Genomic DNA, 18,193 nt, shown 5'->3' on the forward strand with positions numbered 1-18,193 from the left:
AGTTAGTTTACATTTGAGTAAACCTGTTTTCTCCGGCGGGCGTTTTTTATTTTTAAAATTTATAAAGGAAGCAGCTGGCCAATGCCGAATAACAACACAAACAACATGGTGCTTAAGGCCATTTGTTTTAAGTAAGGATCTAATTGGGCTGGTTGCTGCAGCCGGTATACTTGAGTGCCAATTTTAAAAAATAGCGGTAAAGTAATTAAAAACAAAAATTGCCAGGGACTTTGGTATTGTTGACTTACGTAAACTACGGCGCAAACCAGGCCGGCTCCTAATAAAAACCAATGGTAAATGCGGGCTCGTTGCGGTCCTAAGCGCACGGGTACGGAGCGTTTACCGGCCAAGGCATCGGAACGGATATCGCGGATGTTATTAATGTTTAGCACCCCCGTGGAGAAAAAACCCAGGCTAAAGGCTGGTAATAGCATTATTGATTCCAGCTCTCCGGTTTGCAGAAAATAAGTGCCCAGTACACCTACTAAGCCAAAAAAAACAAATACCGCTATGTCGCCAAACCCGGCGTAACCATAAGGATTATTTCCGGCAGTGTAAGAAACCGCGGCCCAAATGCAAAGCAAGCCAATAGTCAAAAAGATAAAAAACAGATACAAGCCGCTTGTGCCAAAAGCCAGGCATAAAAGCAAAATACCGGATAAAAAACTCAGGAAAGAAGTTAAGTAAATAGCTTTTTTCATTTCGGCGGCGGTAATTACCCCAGTCTGAACCGCTCGTTGAGGACCTTCCCGGTGTTGGCTATCGGCCCCGTGCTGCGAATCGCCGTAATCATTCGCCAGGTTCGATAATACTTGCAGTAAAACCGTAGTAAGGCCGCATAAAATGACGACGGATAAGTTGAATTTACCCCGGGTGGCGGCTAAAAAACTTCCCATGCCAATACTAGCCAAAGCCAAGGGCAAGGTTCTAAGCCGAAAAGCTAATACCCAGGCTTTCATTTTTCCCGGCGACTGCATAGAGGAAGGCGAATTCAAAATTTTTTAAATTTTTTATTTTTGAATGGCCGCAATCAGCTCGGAACTTAGGGGAGCTACTTTAGATGGAAAAAACTGCACTACTTTTCCATCTTCGTTTATTAAGTATTTACAGAAATTCCAGGTAGGTACTTCGTCAGTTACGCCGTTTAAAGATTTACTGGATAAATATTTATATAAAGGATGCTGATTAGGGCCAGTAACCGCAATTTTTTCTACCACAGGAAAAGTTACCCCGTAATTCTTTTCGCAAAAAGCAGCGATTTCCTGATTAGAACCCGGCTCCTGGCCACCAAAGTCGTTGGCCGGAAAACCAATAACCACTACTTTGGTTCCATATTGATCATAGAGTTGCTGCAGCTCCTTATATTGCGGGGTAAACCCGCACTCCGAAGCCACGTTCACTAAAAGCATTTTGCGGCCTTTAAATTCATTCAGGTTTATTTCGGCACCTTGTAAAGTTTTAAATCTGAAATCGTAAACCGAAGGCTTGTTTCCTTCCACGTGTTCCGTAGTTGTTTCCATAGTGTTTAAGGTTTTTACAATAGTTTGTTCCTGGGCATTACTAGGTTGCTGGCAACTGAATGGCAGCAGCATTAACAGAAATATACCTAAGTGTTTCATATTTGTTTAACAAACTACGCTGCCTTTTGCTTTTTTATAAGGGTAAAATTTGAATTTTTTAAATTTATGTATTCGTCAGTCTCCAGACTGACTCTAATTCTTAGGCTCAAGTAACGCGGCGCTTAACACTTGCGCCAGAGAGGTCAGCATTAAATTAACAAAACGAATACCTAACATCTAATATCCAACATTCAACATTTAACAACTGAATCTACATACGCTCCGGCACCTCAATCCCTAACAAACGCATGGATCGTTTAATATTTTGCGCAACCATTTTAGAAAGCGTAACCCGGAAACTTAACGCAGCCGGATCGGTCTCCTGAAATATAGAAACTTCGGTGTAAAAACGATTATAAGCTTTAGCCAACTCATAAGCATATTGCCCCACCACGGACGGCGCGTACAAATTTGCCGCTTCCTGCACCACGTTCGGGAAAGTAGCTAGTTGGGTAATTACTTCGCGTTCGGTTTCGTGAAACGATTGTACTTCGGCAAAAGCTTCCACATGCGTAGGTATGTGGAGTTCCGCAGCTTTACGTAAAATAGCCGCGATTCGCGCATGCGTGTACTGAATAAACGGACCGGTATTGCCAATAAAACTAATTGATTCTTCCGGATTAAACAGCATGCGTTTTTTCGGATCTACTTTTAATAGAAAATACTTGAGCGCGCCCATAGCTAAGGTATGGTATAATTGCTGGGCTTCGATCTCGGTAAATCCTTCAATTTTACCTAATTCATCGGTTTGCTGGTGCGCGGTTTCAATCATTTCGGCTACCAGTTCGTCGGCATCAACCACCGTTCCTTCCCGCGATTTCATCTTGCCCGAAGGTAAATCCACCATGCCGTACGATAAATGGTGAATGCCATCCGCGTACGATTTACCTAATTTTTTTAAAATAGCCTGCAGTACCTGCATGTGGTAATTCTGCTCATCGGCAATCACGTAGATGGAAGAATCATAGCTAAAATCCTGGTACTTTAATTCGGCGGTGCCTAAATCTTGGGTAATATACACCGAGGTGCCGTCGGCGCGTAACACTAGTTTCTCATCCAGACCTTCCGCAGATAAATCTACCCACACGGAGCCGTCTGGTTTTTTAAAAAAAACTTCTTGGGCCAACCCTTCTTCAACCGTAGACTTGCCAAGCAAATACGTTTGCGACTCGTAGTAAAATTTATCAAAATCAACCCCAATGTTTTTGTACGTTTCGTCGAATCCCGCGTAAACCCAACCGTTCATTTGCTGCCAAAGCCGGATGGTATTTTCGTCGCCTTGCTCCCATTTTTGCAGCATAGCCTGCGCTTGGCGCATTAAGGGAGCTTCTTTCTTGGCTTTCTCCACTTCCATACCACTCGATACTAATTCGTCGATCTCCGACTTGTAAGCCTTATCAAACAGCACGTAATATTTCCCCGCTAAGTGGTCGCCTTTTATGCCCGCGCTTTCCGGCGTTTCGTTTTGCCCAAAATACAGATAAGCCAGCATAGATTTGCAGATGTGAATGCCCCGGTCGTTTACCAAATTAACTTTTACTACTTCGTGGCCGTTCGCTTTTAAAATTTCGGCGACCGAGTACCCCAAAAAGTTATTGCGTAAATGCCCCAAGTGCAAAGGTTTATTGGTATTGGGCGAAGAATACTCTACCACCACTTTGCTTTTTTTAATTTTGGAATAGCCAAAATCCGGATCAGAAGCTATTTGCTGGAAAACATTGGCCCAAACCCCATCGTCAATTTCCAGATTTAAAAAACCTTTCACTACGTTGTAACTATATACTTCGGCGGTATTTTCTTTTAGGTATTTACCCAGTTCCACGCCAATAATATCCGGTGTTTTGCCGATGGATTTGGTATAAGGAAACGTTACAAAAGTAAAAGTGCCGGCAAACTCTTTGCGGGTGGGTTGCAACAAAATAGCAGCGGGTGCAACCATAATTTGGTAAAGGTTTTGAAGGGCCTCGCTAATATGTTGGGCAATCGTTTGTTGTAATTCAATCATAGGTAAGGTGGTACTTCTGTTATTTTGATGCGGTAATGAATACGCTAGCTAATTTTCCTCTACCTCATACCTGTTTTCAGAAAAGCATTTTTAATGAATAAACTTAAGCCATTAAACTAGCAAGCAAATGTAGTACAGATATTGATTTATTTAATAATGAGGTTGCCCGATTGACGAACAATCTTTATGGCTGCTCCTTTAATATTTTGCATTTACTCGAATTTAAGTAACAAGACAAAATTAAGTTGATAAAATCCTGATTTTAAGCAATTGATGGTTAAAGTTATAACGATCGAATAACGAACAACTAAAAACGACCAACTACTTAGTATTCGTATTTTTAGCTGAGCTAAAGTTTTTTTAAAATTTTTAAGTTGCCAGAGGTTCTGGTTGGTTCAGAATAGCCTCCGTTGCCGATTCAAGAATACGAAAAGCGTTTTTGGCCATGGTATTTTTAATATCCAGCATGGGGTTAATTTCTACCATTTCAAAACAACATACTTTCGGGCTCCTACATAAGGTATAACACAAATCCTGCGCTTGGGTTACGGTGAGTCCAATAGCCACCGGGGTGCCCGTGCCCCGCGAAAATTTAGGATCCAGGCTATCTACATCAAAGGATACGTAAATTAGATCGCATTCTTTTAAACGCTCCAGTACCTCCTGCCCTACTTGTTGCGGGCCTTTTTCATTAAACTCCTGGTACTTGTAATTTTTGATGCTATTTTGGCGCATTAACGTATTTTCCGGTTCTTCTGTGGATCGAACCATCACATAGACCAAGTGTTCCGGCTTAAGTTTAGGACCCGGCCTGCCGATTTTTTTAAGGCATTCCAGAAAAACAAGGTTTCGGGTTCCGGATTATTTACCTGGCAGCAGAGATTATCTTCGTTTAACGCGATACCTAAAGGCATACCGTGCATATTACCAGATGGCGTGGTATACGGTGAATGACAATCGGCGTGCGCATCTATCCAAACTACGCCTAACGTCTTATCTGGATTAGCCGCCTTAATTCCCGCAATAGTACCCGCCGCGTTGGAATGATCGCCGGCTAAAACCAACGGAAACATGCCTTGCTCCATGGTTTGATGAACCATAGAGGCAATACTTTTTTGAACCGTTAAAACCGAATCGATGTATTTGGCATAGGGAAATAAATTGCGGTCGAAAAGTACATAATTTAAGTTAGCCACTTCGGTAGAATTGAAACGCTTAAAGTAATCAGATTGTTTATTCAAGCAGGCTACTTTCAGGGCATCAATGCCCATACTCGCCCCGCGAGTACCGGCTCCGAGCTCTGATCGTACCTCAATGAGTTTAATGTTTTTCATTTGTTAACACAACAATAACACAACAATCTTTTGCAAAGATGGTAAAATACAAACAATTTTACATCGCCCGCAGAGCGTTAAACCCAGCATGGACAAATACATAGATTTAATAAACCAAACATTCGATTTCCCCACCGAAGAATTTCACGTAGAAAACGATCAAATGATTTTTAACGGCATTCCGCTGCTCGAAATCATTAAAGAATACGGAACGCCGCTTAAATTGACTTATTTACCTAAAATCAGTTCGCAGATTCAGAAAGCCAAAAAGCTGTTCCGGGAATCTATTGAAAAACTGGATTACAAAGGTACGTACACCTATTGCTACTGTACCAAGTCGTCGCATTTTTCTTTTGTGCTGGAAGAAGGCCTGAAAAATGATATCCATATTGAAACGTCGTCGTCGTACGATATTCCGATTATCCGGGCTTTGTACGAAAAAGGAAAACTCACCAAAGACCGTTACGTGATTTGCAACGGTTTTAAACGTGAACTGTACAAAAGCTACATCGCCGACTTAATTAACGACGGTTTTTACAATGTTACGCCAATCTTGGACAATTTGTCGGAGATTGATTATTACAAAGAGCACGTGAACGAAAAATGCCGGTTAGGCATTCGGGTAGCTTCGGACGAAGAACCAAAATTTGAATTTTATACTTCGCGCTTAGGTATCCGGTATAACGATGTGGTAGATTTGTATTTAAATCAAATTAAGGACGATCCGAAGTTTGAACTGAAAATGCTCCATTATTTTATTAACAGCGGCATTAAAGACACTTCGTATTACTGGTCGGAGTTAAGCCGGTTCGTACACAAGTACTGCGAATTAAAAAAAGTTTGTCCCGAACTGGATAGCATTGATATTGGCGGTGGTTTCCCGATTAAAACGTCGATCCAATCGGAGTACAATTACCGCTACATGGTAGAAGAAATTTTGCGTACTATTCAGCGGATTTGCCAGGCCGAAGGGGTGCCCGAACCTAACATTTTTACCGAGTTTGGTATTTTTACGGTAGGCGAAAGCGGCGCTAATATTTATTCGATTCTGGATTTAAAACTACAGAACGATAAAGAATTATGGTACATGATTGACGGCTCGTTTATTACCAATTTGCCGGATGCGTGGGCATTAAGTCAGCGCTATATCTTATTAGCTATTAACCACTTAAATAAAGGCTACCGACGGGTGCAAATTGGCGGCTTAACCTGCGACAGCCAGGATTATTATAATTCCGAGACGCATTCGTTCCAGGTTTTTTTACCCACTATTGCCTCTGATGAGAAAGAACCGTTGTATATTGGCTTTTTTCATACCGGCGCGTACCAGGAATCGTTGAGCGGCTACGGCGGCATTAAGCATTGTTTGATTCCGGCACCGCGTCATGTAATCATCGACCGGGACGAGAATGGACATTTAAAGACCCGGATGTTTGCGGATGAACAGGACAGCGATTCGATGTTAAAAATATTGGGCTACAAGCAATAGAAAAAAAAGTTTTGCGTTTATTATTTAATGTCAATCTTATTTGCGTATTTTTGCATTATATTAAGATATAGAAAATCATACATGAAAAAGTTACTTGTTGTTGGCGCCATTTGCTTAGTAGGGTTAAGCTCGTGCAGATCTGTGCCTTGTCCGGCTTACACGAAAACAAACACCGTAAAAAGCCCTACTTCCTCTACGGTAAAGGTTAATACAGCAATCGAAAAAAATAGAATTTAATCGTTCCCTCGCTTTTTCAAGACACAAAGAAACCGGCTTGGGCCGGTTTTTTATGCTTGGTTTAGTATAATCTGCGTAGCTTCCCACAAATTGGTTACTTGCATGATGTAAGTACCCGGAGGATGCGGACCTACCAAAATGCCTTTTACTTGTACTTTTTCGGCGGCGTGCATATCCCGCAACTGGTCTCCTACCAGCCACGAAGCTTCCGGATTAATGTTAAATTTAGCAAGTGCTTTTTCCAACATCAACGAATCGGGTTTGCGGGCCAACGAAGCCGAAACGGATGGATGCGCCGGAGCGTAGTAGATGGCATCAATCAGGTTATTACAATTTTGCTGTAATTTGGAGTGGCAAGCCAGCATTTGTGCCCGGGTAAATAGTTTTTTTGCCAGGCCTCCTTGGTTGGTTACCACAATTAATAAAAAATTATTTTGTTTTAATAACGCTACCGCTTCCGGCACTTTGTATTCCAGCACAAAATCCTCGGGCAAATACGTATAATCGCCCCGCTCTACGTTTAATACGCCATCGCGGTCTAAAAAAACAGCTTTATGTTTCGTCATCTTTGGGGTTTATACCTGTATATTCGTTAAGGAAGCTAAGCAGCTTTATTTTTTAAATTTTTCCAAACAAGTAGCGGCAAATATATCCAAATACTCAAAATTCTGATTCCTGGGGTTTTTACTATCTTTGCCAGACCATGAAAAATTCGCTTGTTATTATTCCCACCTACAACGAAAAAGAAAATATTGAAGATATTATCCGCAGTGTCCTTTCCCTTACAACTCCTTTTCACGTTTTAATTATCGACGATAACTCACCGGATGGTACCGCCACTATTGTGAAAAGCTTACAATACGAATTTCACGACCGCTTATATTTAGAGCAGCGAACGGGCAAACTAGGTTTAGGTACGGCCTATATTCATGGTTTTAAGTACGCGCTCGCCCATGGCTACGCTTATATTTTTGAAATGGACGCTGACTTCTCGCATAATCCCCACGATTTACCCCGCCTCTACGATGCCTGCCACCGCGAAGGCTACGATATGGCTATTGGCAGTCGTTATATTCAAGGAGTAAACGTGGTAAACTGGCCCATGAACCGGGTGCTGATGAGTTATTTTGCCAGTGCCTACGTGCGCTTAGTAACCGGTATGCCCATCCAGGATGCCACCGCCGGTTTTAAATGCTACCGCCGCAAAGTGCTCGAAACCATTAACCTCGACGAAATCCGGTTTATTGGGTACGCTTTCCAAATAGAAATGAAGTTTTTAACTTACAAGTTTGGCTTTAAAATTAAAGAGGTTCCTATTATTTTTACGGACCGCACCAAAGGAACATCCAAAATAAGTAAAGGCATTATTAAAGAAGCTTTTTATGGAGTTTTAACCATGAAAATAAATAGCTACTTCCGTTACTTCAACCGCTGAGCCCCGATAATTCTTGTTGTTTTGTGTATGGTTTGTCCCGGATAAGCCTTAAATTTCATTTTTAAACTTAACCTATGTATTCAGGTTGTTTAGAGAATAAGGTTTATGTGCAACGGGTAAAGAGAAAGCAAGAGCAGGGTTTACCAGTTAAAAATTACTTACACGAATTAATGAGTCATCACAATATATATTTCTGGATACTATTTAACGTATTTATATTACTATTACTGGGCCTTGATTTATTTGTTTTTCACCGGAAAACCCACGAGGTAAAAATTAAGGAAGCGCTAGGATGGAGTGCATTTTGGGTGGCCCTAAGTTTGTCGTTTAATGCTGTAATATATTACTGGATGGGTCCGGCACCCGCCTTAGAATTTTTAACAGCATATCTCATAGAAAAATCACTGAGCGTTGATAATCTGTTTGTGTTCATCATGATTTTTTCTTACTTCCGGATACCAGTACAATATCAGCACAAAGTTTTGTTTTGGGGAATTTTGGGAGCTTTGGTGCTACGAGCTACTTTTATTATTGTGGGGGTAGCTTTGCTGGCTAAGTTTCACTTTATCATGTACCTTTTAGGCGCTTTTTTGGTGTTTACAGGTATCAAAATGGCCACCACCGAACAAGAAGAAATTGACCCCAAAGCCAATCCGGTAGTTAAATTTATCAGTCGGTATATACCGGTAACCAATACCCTGGTAGGTGATAATTTTTTTGTAAAATATGATAAAACGTGGTTTATCACGCCCTTGTTCTTAGTGCTGATTATGGTAGAAACTACCGATGTAGTTTTCGCCGCTGATTCTATACCGGCCATATTAGCCGTTTCCCGAGATTCTTTTATTGTATATACCTCTAATGTATTTGCTTTGCTGGGCTTACGGGCCTTATATTTTGCCTTGGCCGGCATTATGAAGTTATTTCACTACCTGCATTATGGTTTATCATTGATTTTGGTTTTTATCGGCGCCAAGTTATTACTGTCGGATATTTACAAATTAGATATGGTTTACGCGTTGATTGTAGTGGCGGTAATATTAATCGGCTCCGTGGTGCTATCCATTTTTTTACCCAAAAAAGAAGCAGATGAATCTAATGTGGTTATTAAAGAATCTGAAAAGCACCAGCAAGAATAAAAAAATTTAAAAAAGTCACCAACGTTCAGGGTAATTTTCTATCACATTTTGAATTGTTTTGATATTAAAATATAAAGCCGGCCTAATACCTAGACCGGCTTTTTAGTTAATAATTTATATGTATGATGTGCTTTGCAGCAATTACCCGAAAACATAATTAGCCATTACAAGCGGAATTCTAACATCTTAATGATAGCCCTACGAACAACTAATAACAAATAAAACTATTTACTACTGATAAGCAATCCGGTAAATTACGCCGTTGGTATCGTCAGACAAGAGCAAAGAACCATCAGGGTGAACGGCTAAGCCAACTGGCCGGGCAAAGTGCGCTTTGTTGTTATTCACCAGAAAACCAGTTAAAAAATCTTCGAAACGGGTAGGTTGGCCATTTTCAAAATGGAGGCGTACTACACTGTAACCCACCGGCGAACTACGATTCCAGGAACCGCGCATGGCTACAAAAGCATCGTTCTGGTACTCCGCCGGAAACTTAGTGCCGGTGTAATATACCATTTGCAGTGGGGCCGCGTGGGCTTGGTACGTGAGCACCGGCAAAGTGGTTTTTTGCAGATATTGCTGGTACGTGGTATCGCCCTCGGGCCTATCGCCGGGGTTGTATTTTCCTTCGCCGTAAATATAGGGCCAGCCGTAATTAGCGCCTTGCTTAATCTGGTTCACTTCTTCTTTCTGATCATTGTCGCCTAACCAATCAATTCCGTGATCCAAGCCCCAGAGCACGCCCGTTTGCGGATGCCAGCCAAAGCCAATGGTATTGCGTAAACCTTTAGCATAAACCACCCGGTTAGATCCATCCGGATTTGCTTGCAGAATAGTGGCATTCTCTTTATTGGGTTCCGGGCACGAATTACACGTACTACCAACGGTGATATATAATTTATCGTCGGGTCCGAAGGCGATGGTACGGTTAGGGTGCTGACCGGCGTCGGGCAAATCATTTAACAGTAACTGCGGTGTACCCAAAGTCCCATCGGGGTTCATATCAGCGACATACAGCTCTCGCACCGCCACCATGTACAGCTGGTTGCCGCGCATCGCTAAACCGTGTACTTGCTTAATGTTGGCTACTACTTTGGTTTGGTCGGCTGCACCATCCGCGTTCGTATCCTGTAAGAGCGTAACGGTACCAGCATCCCGATCAGAAGCGTACACGTATCCAGTGGGGTTTACCGCCAGAATACGGGGTTTACCTAAGTTTTCGGCAAATTTATTTACCTTAAACCCGTTGGGCACTTTTAATTGTTGAACATTTGCGTCAGTGGCGGGTACCAAAGCCGGTTTAAAAACGTACCCATTAATTTGCGTAGTCGTAGGATCTTTGTCAGTTTCCGGGATCATGGCATCCCAAAAACTATCATCGTCGCTACAACTCCAAACCACCACTAGTAAAGTAAAAAATACCAAAAATAACTTAGTCCAAATTTTCATAGTTCCATACCTAAAATTTACAATTCAAATCAGCAGCAAACACATTCCGGAGGGTTTATTTTGTTTGATTCGTAATTCTGTAAACGGAGATTTACAAGTAGAGTTAAGTCGTAGCGTCCGATGCAGGTTAAATATCTGTAAATAATCTTCCGGTAACGCTAAAAATGGTTCAGGAGAAAACAAAAACTACAAAGTGGGCCTAGCGGGGCGAGAGAATTATAAATGCAAGAAGTGAAAATTAAAAAAATAGAATCTTAAAAGTTGCCGATACTTTAAAATTAAAAATTTGACGGGTTTAATACGAAACGATAAATTAAAAAATTTAACGAGCCAGAACAATTGTAGGATGCATACAAAATGGTATTAACCGAAAATTAGATTTTTTAAAAAATTACAAATTAAATTAACACCCAGACCATTGTCTCCTGAATTTCTAAAAAGTTTTAAACGAAAATTTGGTAAAACCCAGCACATTGCTTCCAGTAACAACCAATTCCTGGGCTATTTTCGAAAACACATGACCCGGAAGAATTTGACCTGTTTTTTTTATTAAGTAGCCGAAAGCACTTGATAAAAACTGGTTAACCATTAATCTTTTGATTCGCTACATAAAGTAGTTAATGTTGGGGTATGAGCTAATGCTCGTTCGGTTCTGATATTGCGTAACATCTAGTTCCACAAAGTGCCAGCTACCACCATTTCTGATCGGCAGTCCGCAGCCAAGTGGTTCGTCATCAATTCCCTGATAAATCAACTTCCATCCGGTAAAAATCAGAGACGTACCTTCCTGCAAAGGCATATCGTGCTACTATAAAATTTAAACCCAAAAGGGATGAGGAAGTGGTTAAAATAGTTCCTGATTAAAAATACCCTACTACTAAGTTGACTTGTATTTTTCCGCGTAGCAATAGCTCTAATAAGATGCTTTCAGCGTTTTCGAAAATGCTTATTCCGCAAAACCATATAGAAATTTAAAAAAAGCAAAATTATTTCTTTTGCGTAGCTGGTTTAAGGAGATTAAGCTAATAATTTTAAAAATAATTATCGGAGCTACAACCAAAAGCTGTGCAATGCTTAGTTTTGGAAGGCCCAACACAAGAAATCCGGCATTATTTTACTCCAGGTAGCCAGGTCGTGCCGGCCGCCCAGGAGTTCTACGTACTTCACTTCTTTATTTTTCTCGTATCCTTTGCGGTAGAGCTCAGCAATCAAACTAGTGGTATCATCAATAGAATCAATGATCCCGTTGTTATTCCGGTCTGATTTTTCGTCCTGGGTACCAGCCTGAAACCAAAATTTTAAGTTAGGTTTTGTGTTAGCCTTTTTAATAATCTTGTGCGCAATGCGGTACTTATCGGGTTGGATTTCGGTATAATCTTTACTGCGCCACCAAAATGAGCCGGAAAAAGCGCCTATTCTTGTAAAAATAGCGGCTTCGTGCCAGGCAATATCCAAGGCCGATAAAGCGCCCAACGAAAATCCGGCTACGGTATAACTGGTAAAATCGGAACGCTTGGTTTGTGCATGAATAAAGGGTAATAACTCCTGAACAATAAACTGGCGGTAATTATAGGCGGCACTGCCGCGACCTTTAAAGTCAGGCTGACCCGAAATACCATATTCCTGGAGCCGATTTCCAGCCGATATACCTATAGTAAGAACCGGCTGAATATTTTTTTTCTGGTAAACCCGGGATAGAATTTGATCGAATTGCATGGTGGTCAAATCTTGTCCATCATTTAGTAACAATAAATGTAGCCGGTCGGTGGTATTAGAAAAAGCTGGCAGGTACATCTCTCCGGTAACTTCCCGATTTAAATAAACTGATGAAATGGCCCATTTTTCTACCCGAATGCGCACGTCGGTTTTGGTATAATCTAAAAACATTATTTAATTCCGGTAATTTATAGAAAGACAATATTAACTAAATATAGATTAATAAGTATAAGGAAATTGTACTTTATCCTTTACTGGCAGATTAGGCTAAAACAATCCTAATCGATTATTAAACCATTACTTTAACCTGCTACCAGCAAAATTTACGCCATGAACGAACAATATCACAAATGGTATTCGCAGCAGCTTCACGCGGACATAGAAATGTTAGTTTTTGGTGACCAGGGCTACCCGATCATTCTATTTCCAACTTCTAAAGGCCGTTATTACGAAAATAAAGATTTTAAGCTGATAGAAAGTGCCGCCTGGTTTCTGGACCAAGGATTAGTGAAAATTTATTGCATTGATTCCGTTGACGCCAATAGTTGGTACAACAAAGAAGTACACCCAGCGGAGCGGGTACAAAACCACATCCGGTACGACCATATGCTTTACCACGAACTGGTGCCGCGGGCACTGTACGAAACCGGAAAAGGAAAAGTGTGTGTAGCTGGTTGTAGTTTTGGGGGCTATCATGCCGCCAATTTTGCTTTTAAACACCCGGATCAGGCGAGCCATTTATACAGTATGAGCGGCGCTTTTGACATTCGGGACCAATTGGATGGCTTTTACAACGATGAGGTGTATTACAATAACCCGGTCGATTTTATATCCAACAGCTCCGATCCGGCCATTTGGCAGCTTAAAATTATTTTGGGAACTTCCGAATACGATATCTGCAAAGATGCCAACCTGAATTTAAGTAGCATCTTATCCCGGAAAAATATTCCGCATTGGTTAGATATCCGGCCCAATGCCGTGCACGACTGGCCAGTTTGGCGCGAGATGTTTCCGCATTACTTATCCTTGATCTGAAATTTAAAAAAACTACTATGAAAAAAATAGGAATTCTTTTTGGGCAGGAAAACACTTTTCCGCAGGCTTTTGTCGACCGCATTAATAAAAAAGCAGTAAAAAACATTTCCGCCGAATTTGTTTTGATTGATAAAGTTATTCAAGGAGAAGCTTCGGGGTACGATGTGATTGTGGACCGGATTTCGCAGGATGTACCATTTTACCGGGCCATGCTTAAAAATGCGGCCATGTCGGGCACGGCGGTAATTAATAACCCGTTTTGGTGGAGCGCTGACGAAAAGTTTTTTAATAATGCCTTGGCCGTGAAAATTGGGGTGCCGGTTCCCAAAACGGTACTGTTGCCGTCGCGCGACATGCCCGACAGTACCACCGGTAATTCTTTTCGGAATCTGGAGTATCCGCTGGACTGGGAAGGCATTTTTAATTACGTGGGCTTTCCGGCGTATATGAAGCCGTTCGATGGCGGCGGTTGGCGCGACGTGTACAAGCTGCACGATCCGGAAGACTTTTTCGATAAATTTAATCAAACCCGACAACTAGTAATGATGCTGCAGGAAGAAATTATCTTCGAAGATTATTTCCGGTGTTATTGCGTGGGCGGCCAGCACGTGCGCATTATGCAGTACGAACCCCGCAATCCGCACCATTTGCGCTACGAGCACGGCAAAGCGCCGGCTTCTAAAAAAATACTTACCCAGGTAAAAGACTACGTAATTAAGTTAAACCAATACTTGGGGTACGACATGAACACGGTAGAGTTTGCCATTCGCGAAGGCGTTCCGTATGCCATAGATTTTTGCAATCCGGCGCCGGATGCTGATTTAAACAGCGTAGGCGAAGAAAACTTTGAGTGGATCGTAGAGACTATGGCCACTTACGCCATTAACCGGGCCAAAGTACACCAACCTAACCGCGATAACTTAACCTGGGGACAATTTGTAAAATCGGGTGCGGCTAAAACCGATTTAATCTCTAACTCCACGGCTGCCGATGCACCGACTAAAACTACCCTAAAGCCAAAAGCTTCCTAAATTTTTTTAAAATGTAACCTTCATTTAAAACGATTTCCTTTAGAGCATTTAGGATTTACATTTCTGATACTCCATTATAAAATTTTTCAAATTTAAATGCTTTTCGGATTATTAAAACCCATGCACAAGGCTTGTCAGCTACGGTATTTTTTTGTTTTTCTTTTAGACAAAGTCTTAGGGCGTAATCTTTCGAAAACGAGCTATTTTGAACTAGGAAGCCGCAATAAATCTACCCAAATTAATTTTGAATTAAATTAATAAATTAATAGATGAATTTAGTAACGGCTTTTTAGTAATTGAACAACGAACAACTATTAACCAAAAACTAATAACCAACCATTTACATCACCAAACTCATGAATAAATTCACCTTAGGCGTAGAAGAAGAGTTTATGGTTATTGATCCCGTTACACGGGAGCTTATTTCGCACGAACAAAAAATTGTAGAAGCCGCCCAGCGCGTGCACGAAGACCAGGTAAAAGCCGAAATGCACCAAGCCGTAGTGGAAGTGGGCACCAGTATTTGCCAGAACACCGCCGAAGCACGCACCGAAGTTACTAAACTACGAAGAACCGTAGCTACTTTGGCTGGCGAGTTAGGCTTCCGGATTGGGGCAGCGGGCACCCACCCTTTCTCGCATTGGCAACACCAACTCATCACGGACCACCCCCGGTACGCCGAGATTGTGGATGAGTTGCAAGAAGCCGCCCGTTCCAATTTAATATTTGGCTTACACGTGCACGTTGGTTTTCAGTCGCGCGAAATGGCCATTCATATTGCCAACCAGGTGCGGTATTTTTTACCCCATATTTATGCCTTATCTACCAATTCGCCTTTCTGGGAAGGCCGCAATACGGGTTATAAATCTTTCCGGACTAAAGTTTTCGATAAGTTTCCCCGGACGGGCATTCCGGATTACTTCCAGAGTGTAGAAGAATACGATAGTTACATTAAGCTGCTGGTTAAAACCAATTGTATCGATAACGCTAAAAAAATCTGGTGGGACGTGCGGGTGCATCCTTTCTTCGAAACTATCGAATTCCGGATTTGCGATTGCCCCATGTTGGTAGATGAAACCATGGCTTTTACCGCTCTCTTTCAGGCCCTTTGCGCCAAACTCTACAAAATCCGGCAACAAAACATGAAATTTATTACCTATAACCGGGCGTTAATTAACGAAAATAAATGGCGCGCGGCCCGCTACGGCATCGACGGCAAACTCATTGACTTTGGCAAAGAAATGGAAGTAAACACCCGGTCGTTGATCCTGGAATTACTCGATTTTGTAGACGATGTAGTAGACGAACTGGGCAGTCGGGACGAGATTAACTACGTGCATAAAATTATGGAACACGGCACCGGGGCCGATCGGCAGTTACAAGTTTATCATAAGAACCAAAGTTTAACCGATGTGGTTGATTATATTACGTCGCAAACCTTAAAAGGCGTGGATGTATAGTAATTTAATTAGTTGTTCGTTATTTGTTGCTGGTTGTTAGAGCCATAAATTATCAGTAATAAATAGCTTAACTTTTTAACATAATAACCACGAATAATTTGAGGAGCTTACCTTTTTTGAATAGGCTTTTACTGCCTTAACTTTGGTTTACTAATTGGGAAGGGTGATAAAAAAAAATTAAAATTTTAACCTTTTTTAAGCTTCTAGCTTAAATATTATCATTGAAAATAGTGTCTGTAAAAATTGCCATTTTAGATCTGTATGCCGGTCATCCCAACCAAGGAATGCGCGGCATTCAGGATATATTATTACGTTTTAGGGAAGCCAACCAACTAAAATTAGATTACCAGATTTTTGATGTGCGGGCTAAAAACGAAATTCCAAATACGGAATTTGACATTTACATTTCCAGCGGTGGTCCTGGTAGCCCCTTAGAAAGCATCGGCTCGGAATGGGAAAATAATTATTTCACGCTGATTCATCAGTTAGAAGATATCAATCGTAACCCAGATCGTTTAGATAAAAAGTACGTATTTTTTATTTGCCATTCGTTTCAACTTATCTGCCGCCAGTACCAGTTAGGTAAAATCACGAAAAGAAAATCAACTTCGTTCGGAATTTTTCCAATTAACCGTACTTCGGCCGGAAAATCCGAAAAGTTCTTTCAAGGTTTAGGCGATCCGTTTTATGCCGTCGACTCCCGGGATTGGCAGGTAATTGAACCCGACGAGGAACAATTCTTAGCCATGGGCGCCAAAATTCTGGCCTTAGAAAAAGAACGCCCGCACGTTAGTTTAGAGCGCTGCCTGATGGCTATCCGGTTCAACACCTATTTTTTTGGTACTCAGTTTCATCCGGAAGCTGACCCGGTAGGTATGAAAAAGCATTTGCTCGACGAAGAAAAGAAAAACCAGATTATTCAGGCGCACGGCGCCGATAAATACGCCGATATGCTCCAATTTCTCGAAGATCCAAGAAAGCTGGAGAAGACGCAATACCAAATTATACCGGCATTTTTAAACCAAGCATTACTCGCGCTGCAGGAGGCTTACTTATGATTAAAGAAACCCGCCAAGCTTATAACACGGCTTTTACCGAACAGGCTTATCACCACTTTCTAACGGATTTAAATAAAAACCTGCAACGCAATATTGAATTTAGAGTAGCCGAAACCCCGGTGTTTTTAAGCCCGGAATTTAAAAAAAAGTTAATTAGGGCGGGAGAAGAATTAGTAACTACCATTAAACAAGCGCATTTTAAACAACTCACCGAGAAAGCCATTCCGGAAGATTGGCGGGTAGCCCACGAAAAAGGTCATCCGCATTTCCTTACTTTTGATTTTGCCGTTTGCCGCGACGATCAAGGCGAGTTAACTCCTAAATTAATTGAGCTGCAAGGTTTTCCCTCGCTGTATGCTTTTCAGGCGGAGTTGGCTGCTTCCTATCAGAAGCACTTTCCGGTAAGCCAAGGGTTTACGCCGTACTTTAATCACCTGGATTTTGATAGCTATATTACATTGCTACGCCAAACCATTATTGGAAATAGCTTGCCCGAAGAAGTAATTCTTTTGGATATTAACGCTCAGGAACAAAAAACGGCCGTAGATTTTTACTTAACCGCTCAATATTTAGGTCTGGCCATTGTGGCCTTACACGAGCTTAAGCAGAAAGGAAATAACTTTTACTACGAACGGGATGGACAAGAACACCTAGTAAAGAAGATTTATAACCGATTAATTTTTGACGAAGTAACGGACAAAAACGCCGCTTTTGCGAAGGTGCCCGATTTACTAACTGCCGAAACCATAGAATGGGTAACGCACCCGAATTGGTTTTATCGCATCAGCAAATACACCATGCCTTTTTTAGAAAGTGAGTTTGTGCCTCTGACGTACTTTCTTTCGGAATTAAAAAATATACCGGCAAATATAGCAGATTACGTTTTAAAACCTTTGTTTTCCTTTGCGGGCCAAGGAGTTATTATTGATGTGTCCGAAGCAGATATAAACGCGATTGCAGATCCGGAAAACTGGATTTTACAAGAAAAAGTAAGCTACGAACCCGTTATTCAAACTTTGGATGGTTTAGTTAAATGCGAAATCCGGTTGATGTACTTATGGCCCGATCCTGATTTGGAACCAACCTTAGCTATTTCATTAGCCAGGCTAAGCCGCGGCAAAATGATTGGCGTACGCTACAACCAAGATTTTAATTGGGTAGGCGGCTCGGTTTGTCTGTTTTAAGT

Annotated in this window: 16 protein-coding genes; 8 read left to right on the top strand and 8 right to left on the bottom strand. The window is 41.5% G+C overall.

Annotation, left to right across the window (positions count from 1 at the left end; genetic code table 11):
* Positions 1-59 precede the first annotated feature (59 nt).
* From AHMF7616_RS09530 to AHMF7616_RS27725, 5 genes are all read right to left on the bottom strand, one after another.
* Positions 60-995, bottom strand: coding sequence for a 1,4-dihydroxy-2-naphthoate polyprenyltransferase (locus AHMF7616_RS09530; protein ID WP_317047595.1), 936 nt, complete (start codon positions 993-995; stop codon positions 60-62).
* Between the two features lie 15 nt (positions 996-1,010).
* Positions 1,011-1,619, bottom strand: coding sequence for a glutathione peroxidase (locus AHMF7616_RS09535; RefSeq protein ID WP_115372684.1), 609 nt, complete (start codon positions 1,617-1,619; stop codon positions 1,011-1,013).
* A gap of 211 nt (positions 1,620-1,830) precedes the next feature.
* A complete protein-coding gene (gene argS / locus AHMF7616_RS09540) occupies positions 1,831-3,621 on the bottom strand; it encodes an arginine--tRNA ligase (protein WP_394335780.1) in 1,791 nt (596 codons plus the stop codon).
* 372 nt (positions 3,622-3,993) lie between these two features.
* Positions 3,994-4,395 (bottom strand): arginase family protein, encoded by a 402-nt coding sequence (locus tag AHMF7616_RS27720; RefSeq protein WP_317047596.1) that lies wholly within the window; start codon positions 4,393-4,395, stop codon positions 3,994-3,996.
* Positions 4,395-4,958, bottom strand: coding sequence for an arginase family protein (locus AHMF7616_RS27725; protein ID WP_317047597.1), 564 nt, complete (start codon positions 4,956-4,958; stop codon positions 4,395-4,397). Before AHMF7616_RS27725 ends, AHMF7616_RS27720 begins: the two co-directional genes overlap by 1 nt.
* An 88-nt stretch (positions 4,959-5,046) precedes the next feature.
* On the opposite strand from AHMF7616_RS27725, the gene AHMF7616_RS09550 reads away from it, so the two are divergent.
* Positions 5,047-6,447, top strand: a complete 1,401-nt coding sequence (locus AHMF7616_RS09550) for a type III PLP-dependent enzyme domain-containing protein (protein WP_115372686.1) — start codon at positions 5,047-5,049, stop codon at positions 6,445-6,447.
* Positions 6,448-6,734: 287 nt separating this feature from the next.
* Here the strand turns inward: AHMF7616_RS09550 and AHMF7616_RS09555 are convergent, their stop codons facing one another.
* Positions 6,735-7,250 (bottom strand): D-glycero-alpha-D-manno-heptose-1,7-bisphosphate 7-phosphatase, encoded by a 516-nt coding sequence (locus tag AHMF7616_RS09555; protein ID WP_115372687.1) that lies wholly within the window; start codon positions 7,248-7,250, stop codon positions 6,735-6,737.
* Positions 7,251-7,387: 137 nt separating this feature from the next.
* On the opposite strand from AHMF7616_RS09555, the gene AHMF7616_RS09560 reads away from it, so the two are divergent.
* Together AHMF7616_RS09560 and AHMF7616_RS09565 are read left to right on the top strand one after the other, a co-directional pair.
* On the top strand, positions 7,388-8,119 hold the full coding sequence (locus AHMF7616_RS09560; protein WP_115372688.1) for a polyprenol monophosphomannose synthase: 732 nt from the start codon (positions 7,388-7,390) through the stop codon (positions 8,117-8,119).
* 170 nt (positions 8,120-8,289) lie between these two features.
* Positions 8,290-9,258, top strand: a complete 969-nt coding sequence (locus AHMF7616_RS09565) for a TerC family protein (RefSeq protein WP_115375530.1) — start codon at positions 8,290-8,292, stop codon at positions 9,256-9,258.
* 231 nt (positions 9,259-9,489) lie between these two features.
* Here AHMF7616_RS09565 and AHMF7616_RS09570 read toward each other — a convergent pair whose 3' ends face one another.
* Positions 9,490-10,707, bottom strand: a complete 1,218-nt coding sequence (locus tag AHMF7616_RS09570; RefSeq protein WP_115372689.1) for a PQQ-dependent sugar dehydrogenase — start codon at positions 10,705-10,707, stop codon at positions 9,490-9,492.
* Positions 10,708-11,781: 1,074 nt separating this feature from the next.
* Positions 11,782-12,594, bottom strand: a complete 813-nt coding sequence (locus AHMF7616_RS09580; RefSeq protein WP_115372691.1) for an alpha/beta hydrolase — start codon at positions 12,592-12,594, stop codon at positions 11,782-11,784.
* Between the two features lie 159 nt (positions 12,595-12,753).
* On the opposite strand from AHMF7616_RS09580, the gene AHMF7616_RS09585 reads away from it, so the two are divergent.
* The 5 genes from AHMF7616_RS09585 (at position 12,754) to AHMF7616_RS09605 (ending at position 18,191) form a co-directional block, all read left to right on the top strand.
* Positions 12,754-13,458 carry an esterase family protein gene (locus AHMF7616_RS09585; RefSeq protein WP_115372692.1) on the top strand — a complete coding sequence of 235 codons (705 nt, stop codon included), beginning with the start codon at positions 12,754-12,756 and terminating at the stop codon, positions 13,456-13,458.
* Positions 13,459-13,475: 17 nt separating this feature from the next.
* On the top strand, positions 13,476-14,489 hold the full coding sequence (locus AHMF7616_RS09590; RefSeq protein WP_115372693.1) for an ATP-grasp domain-containing protein: 1,014 nt from the start codon (positions 13,476-13,478) through the stop codon (positions 14,487-14,489).
* Positions 14,490-14,845: 356 nt separating this feature from the next.
* Entirely contained in the window at positions 14,846-15,949 is a 1,104-nt protein-coding gene (locus AHMF7616_RS09595) for a carboxylate-amine ligase (protein WP_115372694.1), read from the top strand.
* Positions 15,950-16,179: 230 nt separating this feature from the next.
* Positions 16,180-17,007: a type 1 glutamine amidotransferase gene (locus AHMF7616_RS09600; protein ID WP_317047639.1), complete on the top strand. Its 828-nt coding sequence runs from the start codon at positions 16,180-16,182 to the stop codon at positions 17,005-17,007.
* On the top strand, positions 17,004-18,191 hold the full coding sequence (locus AHMF7616_RS09605) for a hypothetical protein (protein WP_115372695.1): 1,188 nt from the start codon (positions 17,004-17,006) through the stop codon (positions 18,189-18,191). The genes AHMF7616_RS09600 and AHMF7616_RS09605 overlap by 4 nt, the downstream gene beginning before the upstream one ends.
* Positions 18,192-18,193: the final 2 nt, after the last annotated feature.

The sequence above is a fragment of the Adhaeribacter pallidiroseus genome (assembly GCF_003340495.1).
Classification (GTDB): domain Bacteria; phylum Bacteroidota; class Bacteroidia; order Cytophagales; family Hymenobacteraceae; genus Adhaeribacter; species Adhaeribacter pallidiroseus.